The following is a 14,150-nucleotide window of genomic DNA, read 5'->3' on the forward strand; positions in this document are numbered from 1 at the left end:
GAAAGGTTCAATCGGAGCGCCTTCAAAAGGCGACGCTGACGCTGGCCGCCAGCGCCCGCGCGCGCCGGGCGCCGCTGCCTGCTTCCCTCTGGCGCGCCAGCCAGGCCAGCTGGAAGCTGGCGTCGCCGGCGTCGAAGGCGAGCGCGAGGCGCAGGTCGACGCGCCCGCTCGGGCCGCCGCCGTAGCCGCCAAGCCGGCGCAGGTAGCCGGCATGGCCGACCAGCCGCAGCCGTTCGCCGAGCGGATGAAAGCCGTTCCATTCCAGATAGGCGCTGCGGCCGGCGCCGTAGTAGTCCGGCGAGAAGTAAGCCCTGACATTGGCGCGCACGGACGCCAGGCCGGCGTGGAACTCGTGGTAGTCGTAGCGGGAGTCGTGCACGAATGCCGTCCGGCTGACGCCGGCGTCCCAGCTCAGGCCCGAGGCCAGCCTGCGGGCGTAGCCGGCATAGGCGATCAGCTGGGCCCGCGACGGACTGGACGCCATCGACACCCGCGCCGCGAAGCCGCCCGCATACCAGCCGGCGGGGCTGTCGTAGTCGATGCGCAGCTGCGCCGAGGGGCGTCCCTCGCTGAGGGACAGGCCGCGCACGGAATATTCGGACACCAGGGACAGGTTGGCGCCGGGCTGGGCCTGCGCCATGCAGGACGCCGTCAGCAGGGCGGCGGCAAGGCAGCCGCGCGCGACGAGATGGTGCCCGCGGCCTTGCCGGTCGATGCTTCGCCCGCGCAGTATCCCGGCGCCGGCTGCCGGAGGGAAGGGGGGGACAAGGCGGAGCGCAGGGAGCATGGGCAGACGCAGGTTCCGGCGGCACGCGCCAGCAGCGCGCATGTGTCCATACTACCAGCTAACCCACCCTTGCGGCCCCGCTCTGCGGTATCGTGCTGCGCGGCCAGGCGCGCCTGCTCGCGCAGCGTCTGGTGCAGCACGGGCGCGCTGGCGCCGGGACGCAGCTCGACCAGCAGCGCGGCCAGTCCGCTGACGTGGGCCGCCGCATACGACGAGCCGGACACGAAGCCCCAGCGCCCGCCGGGCAGGCTGGTCGGGATATCGGTGCCGGGCGCGGCGATGGCGCCATGGGCTGCCGCGGGGGCGGCGGCGCTGGCCGCGATCACCCCGGGATGGGAGGCGGGAAACCCGCCCGCGGGGCGCTGCGGATCGATGGCGCCCACCACCAGCACGCCGCGCGCCAGCGCCGCGTCCAGCAAGGCCTGCAGCAGGCGGTCCGGCGGGCCGCCCAGGCTCAGGTTGATGATGCGCGCCTCATGCATCAGCGCAAAATTGATGGCCTTGCCCAGCGTAAAACTGCTGCAGCGGGCCGGCTTGCCCTCGGTCTCCCAGCAGGCGCGCAGCGCCATCAGGCGGGCGTCGGGTGCGATCCCGGCGATGCCGACGCCATTGTCGCGGCGCGCCGCGATGACGCCGGCGACCGCGGTGCCGTGCGCCTCGGCCACGGTGGCGCCAGCGTCGACCAGGTTCTCGTGCAGCGCGACCTGTCCGGCCAGGTCGGGGTGCTCGAGGTCGATCCCGCTGTCGATGACCGCCACCGTCACCTTGCGGCCGGTGCTGGCGCGGTGCAGCTCGGCGAGGCGCCAGTCGCGCGCCGCCGGCTGCAGGCGGAACAGCGGGTCGCCACCCTCCAGGCCCTGGAACAGGGAGACCGGCTGCGCCCACTCCACGCGCGGGTCGCGCGCCAGGGCCGCGAGCACGGGTTCGATCGGCTCCTTGCCGGCCCACTCCATCACGTAGCAGTCGACGCCGATGACCGGCATCGGCCAGTTGCTCACCAGCTTCAGGCCATGGGTGCGCGCCAGCTCGAGCGCCACCCGGCGCCGAGCCGCCTGGCCGCCATCGTTGGGGTAATTGCTGCCGTAGGCGGCGTCGGGCCGGTAATGCTGGGGCGGCAGACGCAGCATCACCAGCACCTGGCGGGCCACCGCGGCCTGCTCGGCATCGAGCGTCGCCTGCGGCGCGGGAAAGCCGGCGCGCGCCGCCGCGCAGGCGGCCGCGCACAGCAGCACGACGGCGCAGAGGAAGGCTTTCACGGCTGCTTCCCGCCGGCGAGCGGTTCGGCCAGCACCACCGCCGGCTCGGCGCGCAGGCGCGCCAGCGCAGGGGCGAGCGCGCCGCCCGGCACCGTGGCCAGGTAGGCATCGGTCGTGGTCGGGCCGTCGACGATGCGCACGCCGCTGGCGCGCACGATGCGGCGCAGCTCGCGTTCCGGGGTATCCGGACGGAAGACCAGCACCAGGTCGGGCAGGCTCGCCGCGCCGGCCCCGAGGGCGCGATAGGCATCCTTGTCCACTGGCGCAGGCGCCAGCAGCAGGCCGGCCAGCAGCGCGATCACGCCGAACTGGGCCGTCGCCACCCAGCGCAGCCAGTGGCCGTCGTTGGCGGCCAGGCGCCGGCGCCAGCGCCGCAGCAGCGTGACCGGCGCCGGCGCCAGGGCCGCCGCGGGCGGATCGAGCGCCGGCAGCAGGCGCGCCAGCGCGCGTTCCGGGTCGCACTCCGGCTCGGGCCGGGACGCCGCCGCGCGCATGCCGCGCAGCAGGTCGAGGTCGGCGCGGCACTGCGCGCAGTCTTGCAGGTGGCGCTCGACCAGGTCGCGCTCGGCGCTGGCCAGCGTTCCGTTCAGCAGCCAGGGCAGGGCTTCCTGGGCCGCCCGGTGCGCATCCTGTCCGGCCATGCCGGCATGCGGGCTCATGTTCGTTCCTCCAGTTGATCGGCGAGCAGCCGGGCCAGCCTGCGCCGCGCGTGGAGCAGGCGGGTCTTCACGGTGTTGACCGGGCAATCCATGACGTCGGCAATTTCCGCATAACCCATGTCATGGAAAAAGGTCAGCTGGAAAGCCGCGCGCTGGGCCAGCGGCAGCGTATCGAGCGCGGCATTGACGGCATCGCCGAGGCGCAATTGCTCGAACAGGCGCTCCGGCTGGCAGGACGGCTCGCCTTCCCATGTATCCGGGAAGGACTCGAGCGGTTCGTCGAGCGCGTGCAGGGCCTTGCAAGCCTTGCGGTAGGCAATCGCGAATATCCAGGTCGACACCTTGCAGCTGCCATTGAAGGTCGCCGCCTTCTGCCACACGGCGAGCATCGCATCGTTGGTGATCTCCTCGATCAGCTGTACATTGCGCGTCATGCGGTACAGGAAACGGCTAATCCGCGGGAAATAGAGCCGGTACAGGTTTTCGAAGGCGCAGCGGTCCCCGACCGCCACCTGGCCGATCAGCCAGGCTTCGTCCCGTAACGCCAGTTCCGAGTCGTGGTTCCGGCCGTTCACGTCCTTGTTCTCCGTTGTTTCCGGTGAATACCCCGTGGATGGGAAAAGGTTCACGGACGCAGCATCTGTGCGTCGATTGTCACACGAATCCAGGCAGCCGGAGAGGGATTCCGGCTGGACGGTTCTTATTCGCTGACCTTGCCGCGCAGCGCCTTGATCTGGCCGCTGCGGGACTTCCCGTCGAGGCGGCGGCGCTGCGAACCGCGGGTCGGTTTGGTAGGGCGGCGTACGAGCTGCACCTCGGCCGCCTTGTCGACCAGGGCCTGCAGGCGCCGCAGTGCGTCTTCCTTGTTCTGCTCCAGGCTGCGCGACTGCTGGGCCTTGAGGACGAGCACGCCTTCCTGGCTGAGGCGCGCATCGCGCAGGGCCAGCAGGCGGGCCTTGATGTGCTCGGGCAGCGACGAGGCGGCGATGTCGAAGCGCGCATGCACCGCGCACGAGACCTTGTTGACGTTCTGCCCGCCCGGACCCTGGGCCCGGATGGCGCTGAACTCGACTTCGGCCGGATCGATCGTGACCATGATTTCTCGTGAGTAAAAGAAAAAACCCCGCCGCAGCGGGGTTGCTTGGAAGGGCAGGCCGGCTGTTACACGAAGGCCGCCAGCGCACCCTTCATCTTCTTGAGCGCGGCCGATTCGATCTGGCGGATGCGCTCGGCAGACACGCCGAACTCTTCGGCCAGGGTGTGCAGGGTGGCGCCCGAACCGTCGTCGTTGGCCAGCCAGCGCGCCTCGACGATGCGGCGCGAACGCGGGTCCAGCTTCGACAGCGCGGTCTCCAGGCCTTCCGACTGCAGGCGGGTGACCTGTTCGGCCTCCAGCACCTTGGTCGGTTCCTGCAGGTCCGACGACAGGTAGGCGATCGGCGAGAACTTGTCGTCCTCGTCGTCCGACGGCGATTCGAGGGCGATGTCGCGGCCCGACAGGCGGGTTTCCATCTCGATCACTTCTTCGCGCTTGACGTCGAGCATGCGCGCCAGTTCGTCGACCTGGGCCGGCGACATGGCGTCCAGGCCCTGCTTGTTGCTGCGCAGGTTGAAGAACAGCTTGCGCTGCGCCTTGGTCGTCGCGACCTTGACCAGACGCCAGTTCTTCAGGATGTATTCATGCATCTCGGCCTTGATCCAGTGCATGGCGTACGACACCAGGCGGACGCCCTGGTTCGGGTCGAAACGCTTGACCGCCTTCATCAGGCCGATATTGCCTTCCTGGATCAGGTCGGCATGCGGGAGGCCGTAGCCCAGGTAGCCGCGCGCGATCGACACCACCAGGCGCAGGTGCGACAGCACCAGCTTTTGCGCGGCGTCGAGGTCGTTCTGGTCCCGCAGCCGTTTCGCCAGCGACACTTCTTCGTCGTGGGTCAGCATCGGCAGGCGGTTGACGGCCGAGATATAGGCGTCGATGTTGCCGAGATTGCCGGTGAAACCGAGTCCCAGAGCACGACTACTGGCCGGAACCAATGCGGATTGTGCGGACATATTCATTTCCTCGTAGGTAATCTTGCTGCATCCCAAGTTTGCCGCTTTTAACTGCTGAGCGACGCGTTTGTAGCGGCTTGGTACGTGGATGCTTTTCGCTTGCATTCGCTTTACTTGAACCATATATTAGCACTCTACTGAGGCGAGTGCTAGGAACCACCCCGGCGCTTAAGTCTTGCCAAAGTATTGCTCTAAGGCACTAAAATCTGGACGGTTTCAACTGTAGAACAGGGCCAGTATGCCCGCTTGACGCAACTCACGCGAGTCTGAAAAAGGACTGGAAAAAAACGCGGTCAGATACAGGGTACGGCGAGGAGCAGGCGTGCTCTGTTGGATGGCGCACGTTGCGATGGCCTCGCCTGTAGGACAATTTCGCGCGTTTTCGTAGGGAGGGGCAACTAAGCCTTTTCGCAGTCGGCCGCCCGCGGGAAAGGAATCGCCTGACGCGCCGCCAGCGGGCGCATCAGGCCATTCCTGAGGAAGCTCAACGCACCCGGGCCAGGTGTCTCTGCACCGACAGCATCGCTCCGATCAGCCCGAGCCCGGCGCTGATCGCCAGCAAGCCGGCAACCGGCAGGCCGCCGAGCGGCATCAGCTGGAAGTTCGATCCGTACAGCCGCGCGAACTCGGCGATCGCCCCGTTCAGCGGCGCCAGCGCCAGCGCCACCGCGCCCAGGGCCACCGCGCCGGCGCAGGCGCCGAGCAGGGCGCCGGTGTAGTAGAACGGCCGGTGGATGAAATTGTCGGTCGCGCCCAGCATCTTCGATACGGCGATCTCTTCCTTCTGCGTCAGCACCTGCAGGCGGACCGTGTTGAACACGACGGCGATCACGACGATGCCCAGCGTCAGCGCCAGCAGCAGCAGGGCCAGGCGCAGCACGCCCAGCAGGGCGGCGAGCCGCTTGACCCAGGCCGAGTCGACCTGGACCATGTCCACGCCCGGCAGGGCGCGCAGGCGCTCGGCGATCGTGTCGACCTGGCTGGCCGCGCCGGTGCTGGCGAAGCCGTCCAGCTTCATCACATAGCTGTCCGGCAAGGGATTCTCGCCCAGGGTCACCAGCACGTCGGCCAGGCCGCTGCGGTCCTTGAGGGCGGCCAGCGCTTCCTCGCGCGGCACGAAGTCGACGCTGGCCTTGCCTTGCGCCACGATCGCGCGGATCTGCGGCGCCAGCGCCTCGGCCTCGGCGCGGCTGGCCTCGGTCTTCATGAACAGGCTGATTTCCGGATCGACCGACAGCTGTTCGGACAGCGGCCGCACATTGTCGAGCAGGGTGATGCCGGCAAACGGCAGGGTCAGCGCGAACGCCACCACCAGCACGTTGAACAGGAAGCTGCCGGGCGCCTTGCGCACCGTCGCCAGGGCGGCGCCGAATGCGAAGCCGTGCTGGCGGAACCATGGGCTCATGCCTCACCTCCCACCAGCGCGCCCTGTTCGAGGCGGATCACGCGCGCCCCGCGGTCGAGCACTTCCTCGTCATGGGTCGAGATCACGCAGGTCACGCCGACCGCGTTGAAGGCGCGCAGGGCGTCGAGCACCTTGTCGGCCGCCACGCGGTCGAGGTTGGCGGTCGGCTCGTCGGCCAGGATGATCTGCGGGCGGTTGACGATGGCGCGCGCCACGGCGACGCGCTGCTGCTCGCCGCCGGACAGTTCCAGCGGCATGGCCTTGGCGCGGTCTTCCAGCCCGACCTTGTCGAGCGCGGCGCGCGCGCGCTGCTCGGCCTGGCCACGGGGCGCGCCCGTCACCAGCAGCGGCAGCATCACGTTGGCCAGGATCGAGCGGTCGTTCAGCAGGCGCTGGTGCTGGAAGATCAGCCCCAGGTTGCGGCGCAGGAAGGGGATGCCGGCCTTGCGGATGCGGCCGAGGTCCTGGCCGTTGACCAGCAGCTTGCCGCTGCTCGGGCGTTCGACGGCCGCGATCATCTTCATCAGGGTCGACTTGCCGGCGCCGGACGGACCGGCCAGGTAGACCAGCTCGCCCTTGTCGATGTTGAGCGTCACGTCGCGCAGGGCATAGGCATCGCTGGAATACTGCTTGGAAACAGACTGGAATTCGATCATGGGCCTTATCCGAGCAGCGCTTCGACGAATTCTTCCGCGTTAAACGGCTGCAAGTCCTCGAGCTTCTCGCCGACGCCGATGAAGTAGACCGGCACCGGACGGGTGCGCGCGATCGCGGCCAGTACGCCGCCCTTGGCGGTGCCGTCCAGCTTGGTGACGATCAGGCCGGTGAGCTGGAGCGCGTCGTCGAAGGCCTTGACCTGGGCCAGCGCGTTCTGGCCGGTGTTGCCGTCGATGACCAGCAGGAGCTCGTGCGGCGCGTCTTCCATGCCCTTGCCGATCACGCGCTTGATCTTCTTCAGCTCTTCCATCAGGTGCAGCTGGGTCGGCAGGCGGCCGGCGGTGTCGACCATGACCACGTCGACGCCGCGCGCCTTGCCGGACTGCACCGCGTCGAACGCGACCGCGGCCGGGTCGCCCGACTGCTGCGAGATCACGGTGACGTTGTTGCGCTGGCCCCAGACCATCAGCTGCTCGCGCGCGGCGGCGCGGAAGGTGTCGCCGGCGGCCAGCAGCACCGACTGGTCGAAGCCCTGCATGTGCTTGGCGAGCTTGCCGATGGTGGTGGTCTTGCCGGCGCCGTTGACGCCCGAGATCATCATCACCAGCGGTTCATGGCGGCCGAGCTCCAGGGGCTTCTGCAGCGGCAGCAGCATGTCGACCATGAGTTCCTTGAGCGCGGCCTTGACGGCGGCGGCGTCGAGCAGCTTGTCTTCCTTGACCTTGCGGCGCAGTTCGCCCAGCAGGTATTCGGTCGCATCCATGCCGGCGTCCGACATCAGCAGGGCGGCTTCGAGTTCCTCGTACAGGTCTTCGTCGATGCGCGCGCCGACGAACAGCAGCGACAGGTTGCTGGAGGTTTTCGACAGGCCCGCCTTCAGGCGCGCCATCCAGGATTTTTTCTTTTCGGCCTCGGTCGTGGGACGCTCGGCCGTTTCCGGGAACAGCTCGCCTTCCGGCAGGGCGACGGGAGCAGGCGCAGGCGCGGGCGCGGGCGCGGGAACCGGCGGGGGGGCGGGCTGCTCGGCGCGGGGCGCCGGCTCGGCGGCCGCAAGCTCAGGAACGCCGGGTTCGGCTGCGGGCGGGGTTTCCGGCGCAGCTTTTTTTCTCTTAAAGAAGCTAAACATAGTCTCGTGGCGGGGGGCTGCATGCAGGCCGGCGGACCGGCGCGATGAAAAAAGTAGCGAATATTTTACCAGAGCAGCAATACGAGCCCGTGCGGCGCGGGTGCCGGGGCAGCATGACACGAAAGTGTCAGATATCCGGCACAGCTCAACAGGACGCGGCTGGAAAATCAAAGCGAACTGATATACATTGACGGCAGAGAGAAAAAACCATTAATTACAACGGGGTCAACGTGAAAATCACGAACTTCCTCAAGCGCCTGGTGTTCGGAGACAAGGCCACCGACGGCAGCGCCGTCAACCTGCGCAACGTCGTTGTCTGGCTCTTCATCGCCATGGTGGCGGCCTTCCTGACCCACCCGGCGGGCGAACAGGTCAGCATGTTCGACAAACCCATCCCCCTGCCGGCCGAACTCGGCCTGGAATAAACCCCTGCCATCCTGCACGGGCGGTCTGCCGCCCGCGTGATTCCTGCCTGCGGCGCCCGCATGCGCCGGGCCGGCCGCCGGCTGCGCCGGCGGCTATCTCCCTGTCTCAGCCTTTGGCCGCCTCGGCGGTCTTGCGGATCGTCTCCAGCGTCGCGTTCGGCGTGATCAGGTTGCCGTCGTAGCGCAGCTCGATCACGGCCGGCAGCTGGTGCGCGTCGGCGTGGTCCAGGGCGCGGCGCAGCGCCGGTCCGAATGCTTCCGTCGTCTCGACGATTTCGCCGTGGCCGCCGTAGGCGCGCGCCAGCGCCGCGAAGTCCGGATTGTGCAGGCCGGTGCCGGACACGCGGCCCGGGTAGCTGCGCTCCTGGTGCATGCGGATGGTGCCGAACATGCTGTTGTTGAACACCAGGATCACGACACCCGCGCCGTACTGCACCGCGGTGGCCAGTTCCTGGCCGGTCATCATGAATTCGCCGTCGCCGGCGAAGGTCACGACGGTGCGCTGCGGCTGCACGATCTTGGCCGCCACGCCGGACGGCACGGCATAGCCCATTGCGCCGTTGGTCGGCGCCAGCTGGGTGCGCATGCCGCCGTAGCGGTAGAAGCGGTGCGCCCACGACGCGTAGTTGCCCGCGCCATTGGTGATGATCGCATCGCGCGGCAGCACGGCCATCAGTTCCTGCACCACCTGCCACAGGTCGAGCGGCGCCTTGCCTTCGCGGAAGATCGGCGGCTGGGCCTGGAAGGCGGCCAGGTCGGCCTTCGCCTCGGCGACGGTATGGCGCCAGGCGCCGGCATCGACCGGGGCCATCGCGGCCAGCATCGCGCAGGCCTGCGGCATGCCGCTGGCGATCATCAGTTCGCCCTGGTAGACGCTGCCCAGTTCCTCGGGATCCGGGTGGATGTGCACCAGGCGCTGCTGCGGCACGGGCGAGGCCAGCAGCGAGTAGCCGCCCGTCGTCATCTCGCCCAGGCGCGGGCCGATGGCGATGACGAGGTCGGCTTCCTTGACGCGCGCCGCCAGCTTCGGATTGATGCCGATGCCGACGTCGCCGATGTAGTTCGGATGGGTGTTGTCGAGCAGGTCCTGGAAGCGGAAGGTGCAGGCCACTGGCAGGTGGTTGGCTTCGGCGAAGCGCTGCAGGTCGGCGCAGGCCTGTTCGTTCCAGGTGCCGCCGCCGAGCAGCACGAGCGGGCGGCGGCTTTCGGCCAGCATCGCGCGCAGGGTGTCGATCTGGGCGGCGGACGGGGCGCCGTGCGCCGGCTGGTAGCGGCGGGTGTCGGCCACTTCGGCTTTCGTCACCAGCATGTCTTCCGGCAGCGCCAGCACCACCGGGCCCGGACGGCCGCTGGTGGCGACCTGGAAGGCGCGCGCGATGTATTCGGGGATGCGGTCGGCGCGGTCGATCTGGGCCACCCACTTGGCCATCTGGCCGTACATGCGGCGGTAGTCGATTTCCTGGAAGGCTTCGCGGTCGACGAAGTCGTTGCCGACCTGGCCGATGAACAGGATCATCGGGGTCGAATCCTGGTAGGCGGTGTGCACGCCGATCGAGGCGTTGGTGGCGCCGGGGCCGCGGGTGACGAAGCAGATGCCCGGCTTGCCGGTGAGCTTGCCGTAGGCCTCGGCCATGAACGCCGCGCCGCCTTCCTGGCGGTTGATCACGAAACGGATCTGCGAATCGTGCAGCGCGTCGAGCACATCGAGGTAGCTTTCGCCCGGCACGCCGAAGGCGGTGTCGACGCCGTGGATGTGGAGCGCATCGACCAGGATCTGGCCGCCGGTACGGGAAGGGTGCGTCATGGTTCGGTCATCCTTGTAGGTTTGGCATCCGGGCATTCTATGCGAGCTGTCCAGCGCAGGCTTTTGAAATGGCGACACCAAATTTCAGAAATCCCGGCCCCGGGGCGGCGGTCCTCTCCAGCTTGATAGCACCCGCAATATTTCTGTAGACAGTAGATGTTCGACGGGATAGTCTTGACTATTTGATATCTACCCGGAGTCGACATGCACAAGCCGAAGCGCCGCCAGCTGCTGGGAGCCTTGGCATGGCTGGGCGCCGGGCCGGCGCTGGCGCAGGTGGGGCCGTCCGACCGGGTGCGGGTCTACCTGGTGCCGCTCGACGATTTTTCCGAGGGCCTGGCCGGCAACATGGCGCGGGCGCTGGAGCAGGACATGAACATCCGCATCAAGTCCTCGCTGCGCCTGCCGCCATTGGACATTCCGGTGCTGCCTGGCACCGGCCAGTACGCGGGCGAGGAGTTGCTGGTGCGCGCGGCCGCGGCGTCCAAGCGCCTGCCGGGCCTGCTTCCCTCGACCTATCGCGTATTCCTGACCACGCGCGACCTGAATGCGCAAGCGGGGAATTTCCGCTTCCAGTTCTCGATGCACATGCCCACCCTGAACAGCTCGGTCGTATCGAGCGCCCGGCTGCGCGACGGCGACGAGGACAGTGCGCAGCCGAGCGAGCACACCGCCCAGCGCATGCTCAAGATGGTCAAGCGCGCGGTCGGCGAACTGCACCTGGGCTGGCGCCGTTCGACCGACCGTCACGACCTGATGTATGCGCCCTTGATGAGCCTGCGCGACGTCGACCGCATCGGCATCGCGCACCAGCCGGCGGAGGGCGGCGCCGCTCCCGCCGGGGCCTTCGACAGCCTGCTGGCGCAGGCGCGCGATGCCGTGGCGGACAATGCGCAGCTCGCCAAGCTGGCGGGCCTGCTGCTCATGGCCGGCGTCATGCGCGGGGCGGCATCGAGACCGGAGACGGAACTGGTCGGCGACTGGATCATCGCCCGCCACGCCGGGCAGATCCGGGGAATCGCGGCCGCTGCGCTGCCCTTGGTGAGCACGCTCATGCTGTACAAGGGCAGCGAATTGTTGCGCGAAGAGTCAGCGGTGATGGCGGTTCTGGCCCTGCTGTTCGCGGCCTCCGCGTGGCTGTTTGTCGACGTCTTTGGCAGCACCTTCCGCTACAACGACAAGGCCGTCGAATTGCGCCGGCTGTTTCGCCCTCCCAAGGTCCTTGCCCTGCAGTCGGCGAAGGTCGAGCGCCATCCCGCCCGCAAGCTGTTCACCATACGCGACGGCGCCGGCAATGCGATCCGCTTCCATGCCGCTTATCGGACGGGCGCGGTGCCGCTGGTGAATTATTTGCTCGGACGCGACGCGCCGGTCGACGAATCCGGCAGCGCCGGGCCGCCATCGGTTACAATGATGCCGTGAAGCAGGCCAGACAGTCGCTGGCTGGCACTTTCGGGTGTCGGCGGGAGGAAGGTCCGGACTCCACAGAGCGGGGTGACGGTTAACGGCCGTCCGCTGAAAGCCTTCCGGCGCAAGCCGGGGGTATAAGGCGAGGAATAGGGCCACAGAGACGAGCGTATTCAGTTACGGTGAAACGCGGTAACCTCCACCTGGAGCAATTCCAAATAGGCACGCGTTGATGTTGCTCGCGGAGCGTGCGGGTAGGAAGCTTGAGCGCAGGAGTAATCCTGCGCCTAGAGGAATGGCTGTCCAAGCGGGTAACCGCTACACAGAATCCGGCCTATCGGCCTGCTTTACTTGAATTCCCGGCGGCGTCAGAATCTATCTCGGTAGGCACGCCAGCAGCGACTCCCGCCTGTCGAGATAGGTTCCTAGTGCCCGGAGGGACAACGATGCAGTACATCCTTGCCCTCGACCAGGGCACCACCAGTTCGCGCGCCATCGTCTTCGACCACGAAGGCTTGCCGGTGGCGAGCTGCCAGCGCGAGTTTCCCCAGCATTTTCCCCAGCCCGGATGGGTCGAGCACGACGCCCTCGACATCTGGCACAGCCAGCTCGCCTGCGCGCGCGACGCGGTGCGCCAGGCTGGCATCGACCCTGCGCAGATCGCGGCGATCGGCATCGCCAACCAGCGCGAGACCACGCTCCTGTGGGACCGCGCCACCGGCGAGCCGGTGGCGCCCGCCATCGTCTGGCAGGACCGCCGCACCGCGCCGGCCTGCGACCTGCTGCGCGAAGCGGGCAGGGCGGCGATGATCGGGCAGCGCACCGGGCTCGAAGTCGACGCCTATTTTTCCGCCACCAAGCTGCAATGGCTGCTCGAGCACGTGCCCGGCGCCCGCGCCCGCGCCCGCGCCGGGCGCGGCGAACTGGCCTTCGGCACGGTCGACAGCTGGCTGGTGTTCCGCCTGTGCGGGCGCCATGTCACCGACGTCAGCAACGCCTCGCGCACGATGCTGTTCAACATCCACCGCCTGCGCTGGGACGACGAGCTGCTGGCGCTGTTCGATATCCCGAGGGCGGTGCTGCCCGAGGTCGTGGCCAGCGCGGAAGTGGTGGGGCTGGCGGCCGAGGAATGGTTCGGCCATGCGATCCCGATCGCCGGCATCGCGGGCGACCAGCAGGCCGCCACCTTCGGCCAGGCCTGCCACCGCAAGGGCCTGGTCAAGAACACCTACGGCACCGGCTGCTTCATGCTGATGCATGCCGGCGACACGCCGCCGGTCTCGCACAACCGCCTGCTGGCGACGGTCGGCTGGACCGTGAACGGCGCCACCGCCTACCTGCTCGAGGGCAGCGTGTTCATGGGCGGCGCCACGGTGCAATGGCTGCGCGACGGCCTCGGCATCATCAGGCAGTCGGCGGATGTCGAGCCGCTCGCCGCCAGCGTGCCGGACAGCGGCGGCGTGATGCTGGTGCCGGCCTTCACCGGCCTCGGCGCGCCGCACTGGGACCCGTATGCGCGCGGCACCATCGTCGGCATGACGCGCGGCACCACCGCCGCCCACATCGCGCGCGCCGCCGTGGAAGCGATCGCCTACCAGAGCGCCGAACTGCTGGCGGCGATGCAGAAGGATGCCGCCTGCGCGGTGCTGGAGATGCGCGCCGATGGCGGCGCGGCCCGCAACGACCAGCTGATGCAGTTCCAGGCCGACCTGCTCGGCATCCCCGTGGTGCGCCCGCGCGTGAACGAGACCACCGCGCTGGGCGCGGCCTATCTGGCCGGACTGGCCGTCGGCTACTGGGAATCGCCGGCCGACATCGCGCGCCAGTGGCAGGCCGAGCGGCGCTACGAACCGATGATGGACGCAGGGCGGCGCGCCGAACTGCTGGCGCGCTGGGCGCGCGCGGTGGAGCACGCGAAATCCTGGGCTGTGCCGTAAGTCCGGCGAATCTGCTATGGTTGGGCAGCGCCCGGATGGCGGCGCGACCGATGGAGGACGCGCGCGATGTATTTCGACATCCCTGCAGTGGGCCTGGCACCTTACCTGACCTTGCTCGGCATTACCCTGCTGGCCGCCGCCTTGCCGATGCTGCTGGCCCGCAAGAAGTCGCTCAAGGCCAACCTGAGGAATGGCGCCACGGCCGGCGCGCTGGTGTTGCCCGTGACCCTGCTGCTGGGGATGGGCGTGACCAGCAACTCCCTCATCGTGCAGGATGGCCAGGTCCAGGTGCGCGCCAGCTACTTCTACGAATATGCGCGCGACATCGCCGAGTTCGACCTGGCGCGCGCGCGCCACGGCAGCTATGCGTCGATCGCGCCGGCGCGGATCGGTTTGCGCGACAACGGCATCCAGCTGCCCGGCTATGCGGCGGGGCGCTTCACGGCCGAAGACCGGCAGCCGCTGTTCGTGGCCCTGACCAGCACGGACAAGGTGGTCTATCTGCCGGCAAGGAAGGGGCAATCGCTGCTGGTGAGCGTCGACGATGCCGAGCACCTGCTCGAGACGCTGCATCGGCGGGCGGCCCTCGACCGGGCGGCGGCGCCCCTCCGGCTCAGCAGCAAGGACTGAGCGGA

The 14,150-nt window shown here is 68.5% G+C and carries 14 protein-coding genes and 1 other RNA gene; 5 read left to right on the plus strand and 10 right to left on the minus strand.

Translation table 11 applies throughout. The features are described 5' to 3' along the window. Positions 1-22: 22 nt before the first annotated feature. The 9 genes from H162_RS31450 to ftsY form a co-directional block, all read right to left on the minus strand. A complete protein-coding gene (locus H162_RS31450) occupies positions 23-640 on the minus strand; it encodes a TorF family putative porin (RefSeq protein ID WP_020655481.1) in 618 nt (205 codons plus the stop codon). An 11-nt stretch (positions 641-651) separates the two neighbouring features. After that, entirely contained in the window at positions 652-2,043 is a 1,392-nt protein-coding gene (locus tag H162_RS31455) for a S8 family peptidase (RefSeq protein WP_020655482.1), read from the minus strand. Continuing rightward, complete coding sequence (locus H162_RS0121085; protein WP_020655483.1) at positions 2,040-2,702, minus strand: zf-HC2 domain-containing protein; 663 nt, start codon at positions 2,700-2,702, stop codon at positions 2,040-2,042. Before H162_RS0121085 ends, H162_RS31455 begins: the two co-directional genes overlap by 4 nt. Beyond that, positions 2,699-3,277, minus strand: coding sequence for an RNA polymerase sigma factor (locus tag H162_RS0121090; protein ID WP_020655484.1), 579 nt, complete (start codon positions 3,275-3,277; stop codon positions 2,699-2,701). The genes H162_RS0121085 and H162_RS0121090 overlap by 4 nt, the downstream gene beginning before the upstream one ends. Positions 3,278-3,402: 125 nt before the next feature. After that, entirely contained in the window at positions 3,403-3,798 is a 396-nt protein-coding gene (gene arfB, locus H162_RS0121095; protein ID WP_020655485.1) for an alternative ribosome rescue aminoacyl-tRNA hydrolase ArfB, read from the minus strand. Between the two features lie 65 nt (positions 3,799-3,863). Then, positions 3,864-4,754: an RNA polymerase sigma factor RpoH gene (rpoH, locus tag H162_RS0121100; protein ID WP_040787840.1), complete on the minus strand. Its 891-nt coding sequence runs from the start codon at positions 4,752-4,754 to the stop codon at positions 3,864-3,866. Positions 4,755-5,238: 484 nt separating this feature from the next. Further along, complete coding sequence (gene ftsX, locus H162_RS0121105) at positions 5,239-6,159, minus strand: permease-like cell division protein FtsX (protein ID WP_020655487.1); 921 nt, start codon at positions 6,157-6,159, stop codon at positions 5,239-5,241. Beyond that, positions 6,156-6,815: a cell division ATP-binding protein FtsE gene (locus H162_RS0121110; protein ID WP_020655488.1), complete on the minus strand. Its 660-nt coding sequence runs from the start codon at positions 6,813-6,815 to the stop codon at positions 6,156-6,158. The genes ftsX and H162_RS0121110 overlap by 4 nt, the downstream gene beginning before the upstream one ends. Before the next feature lie 5 nt (positions 6,816-6,820). Next, positions 6,821-7,942 carry a signal recognition particle-docking protein FtsY gene (gene ftsY, locus H162_RS0121115; RefSeq protein ID WP_026354906.1) on the minus strand — a complete coding sequence of 374 codons (1,122 nt, stop codon included), beginning with the start codon at positions 7,940-7,942 and terminating at the stop codon, positions 6,821-6,823. 230 nt (positions 7,943-8,172) lie between these two features. Between ftsY and H162_RS0121120 the strand changes: the two genes are divergently transcribed. Beyond that, complete coding sequence (locus H162_RS0121120) at positions 8,173-8,367, plus strand: hypothetical protein (RefSeq protein ID WP_020655490.1); 195 nt, start codon at positions 8,173-8,175, stop codon at positions 8,365-8,367. A 106-nt stretch (positions 8,368-8,473) separates the two neighbouring features. Here the strand turns inward: H162_RS0121120 and H162_RS0121125 are convergent, their stop codons facing one another. Further along, positions 8,474-10,171, minus strand: coding sequence for a thiamine pyrophosphate-binding protein (locus H162_RS0121125; protein ID WP_020655491.1), 1,698 nt, complete (start codon positions 10,169-10,171; stop codon positions 8,474-8,476). A gap of 204 nt (positions 10,172-10,375) precedes the next feature. Between H162_RS0121125 and H162_RS0121130 the strand changes: the two genes are divergently transcribed. From H162_RS0121130 to H162_RS32805, 4 genes are all read left to right on the plus strand, one after another. Continuing rightward, the gene (locus H162_RS0121130; RefSeq protein WP_020655492.1) at positions 10,376-11,593 is read left to right on the plus strand and encodes a zinc metalloprotease; all 1,218 of its coding nucleotides are present in this window, start codon (positions 10,376-10,378) and stop codon (positions 11,591-11,593) included. Further along, positions 11,592-11,931: RNase P RNA component class A (rnpB, locus tag H162_RS32810), an RNA gene on the plus strand. Before H162_RS0121130 ends, rnpB begins: the two co-directional genes overlap by 2 nt. A gap of 93 nt (positions 11,932-12,024) precedes the next feature. Next, positions 12,025-13,515: a glycerol kinase GlpK gene (gene glpK / locus H162_RS0121135; protein ID WP_020655493.1), complete on the plus strand. Its 1,491-nt coding sequence runs from the start codon at positions 12,025-12,027 to the stop codon at positions 13,513-13,515. A 66-nt stretch (positions 13,516-13,581) separates the two neighbouring features. After that, on the plus strand, positions 13,582-14,145 hold the full coding sequence (locus tag H162_RS32805) for a hypothetical protein (protein WP_020655494.1): 564 nt from the start codon (positions 13,582-13,584) through the stop codon (positions 14,143-14,145). Positions 14,146-14,150: the final 5 nt, after the last annotated feature.

The organism is Massilia niastensis DSM 21313, from assembly GCF_000382345.1.
GTDB classification, from domain to species: Bacteria; Pseudomonadota; Gammaproteobacteria; order Burkholderiales; family Burkholderiaceae_D; genus Telluria; species Telluria niastensis.

What these genes read in the sequence shown, in the direction of transcription:
- H162_RS31450 (WP_020655481.1), bottom strand. Translation starts at nt 640, where the DNA reads ATGGCGCAGGCCCAGCCCGGCGCCAACCTGTCCCTGGTGTCCGAATAT.
- H162_RS0121085 (WP_020655483.1), bottom strand. Translation starts at nt 2,702, where the DNA reads ATGAGCCCGCATGCCGGCATGGCCGGACAGGATGCGCACCGGGCGGCC.
- arfB (WP_020655485.1), bottom strand. Translation starts at nt 3,798, where the DNA reads ATGGTCACGATCGATCCGGCCGAAGTCGAGTTCAGCGCCATCCGGGCC.
- rpoH (WP_040787840.1), bottom strand. Translation starts at nt 4,754, where the DNA reads ATGTCCGCACAATCCGCATTGGTTCCGGCCAGTAGTCGTGCTCTGGGA.
- ftsX (WP_020655487.1), bottom strand. Translation starts at nt 6,159, where the DNA reads ATGAGCCCATGGTTCCGCCAGCACGGCTTCGCATTCGGCGCCGCCCTG.
- H162_RS0121110 (WP_020655488.1), bottom strand. Translation starts at nt 6,815, where the DNA reads ATGATCGAATTCCAGTCTGTTTCCAAGCAGTATTCCAGCGATGCCTAT.
- ftsY (WP_026354906.1), bottom strand. Translation starts at nt 7,942, where the DNA reads ATGTTTAGCTTCTTTAAGAGAAAAAAAGCTGCGCCGGAAACCCCGCCC.
- H162_RS0121125 (WP_020655491.1), bottom strand. Translation starts at nt 10,171, where the DNA reads ATGACGCACCCTTCCCGTACCGGCGGCCAGATCCTGGTCGATGCGCTC.
- H162_RS0121130 (WP_020655492.1), top strand. Translation starts at nt 10,376, where the DNA reads ATGCACAAGCCGAAGCGCCGCCAGCTGCTGGGAGCCTTGGCATGGCTG.
- glpK (WP_020655493.1), top strand. Translation starts at nt 12,025, where the DNA reads ATGCAGTACATCCTTGCCCTCGACCAGGGCACCACCAGTTCGCGCGCC.
- H162_RS32805 (WP_020655494.1), top strand. Translation starts at nt 13,582, where the DNA reads ATGTATTTCGACATCCCTGCAGTGGGCCTGGCACCTTACCTGACCTTG.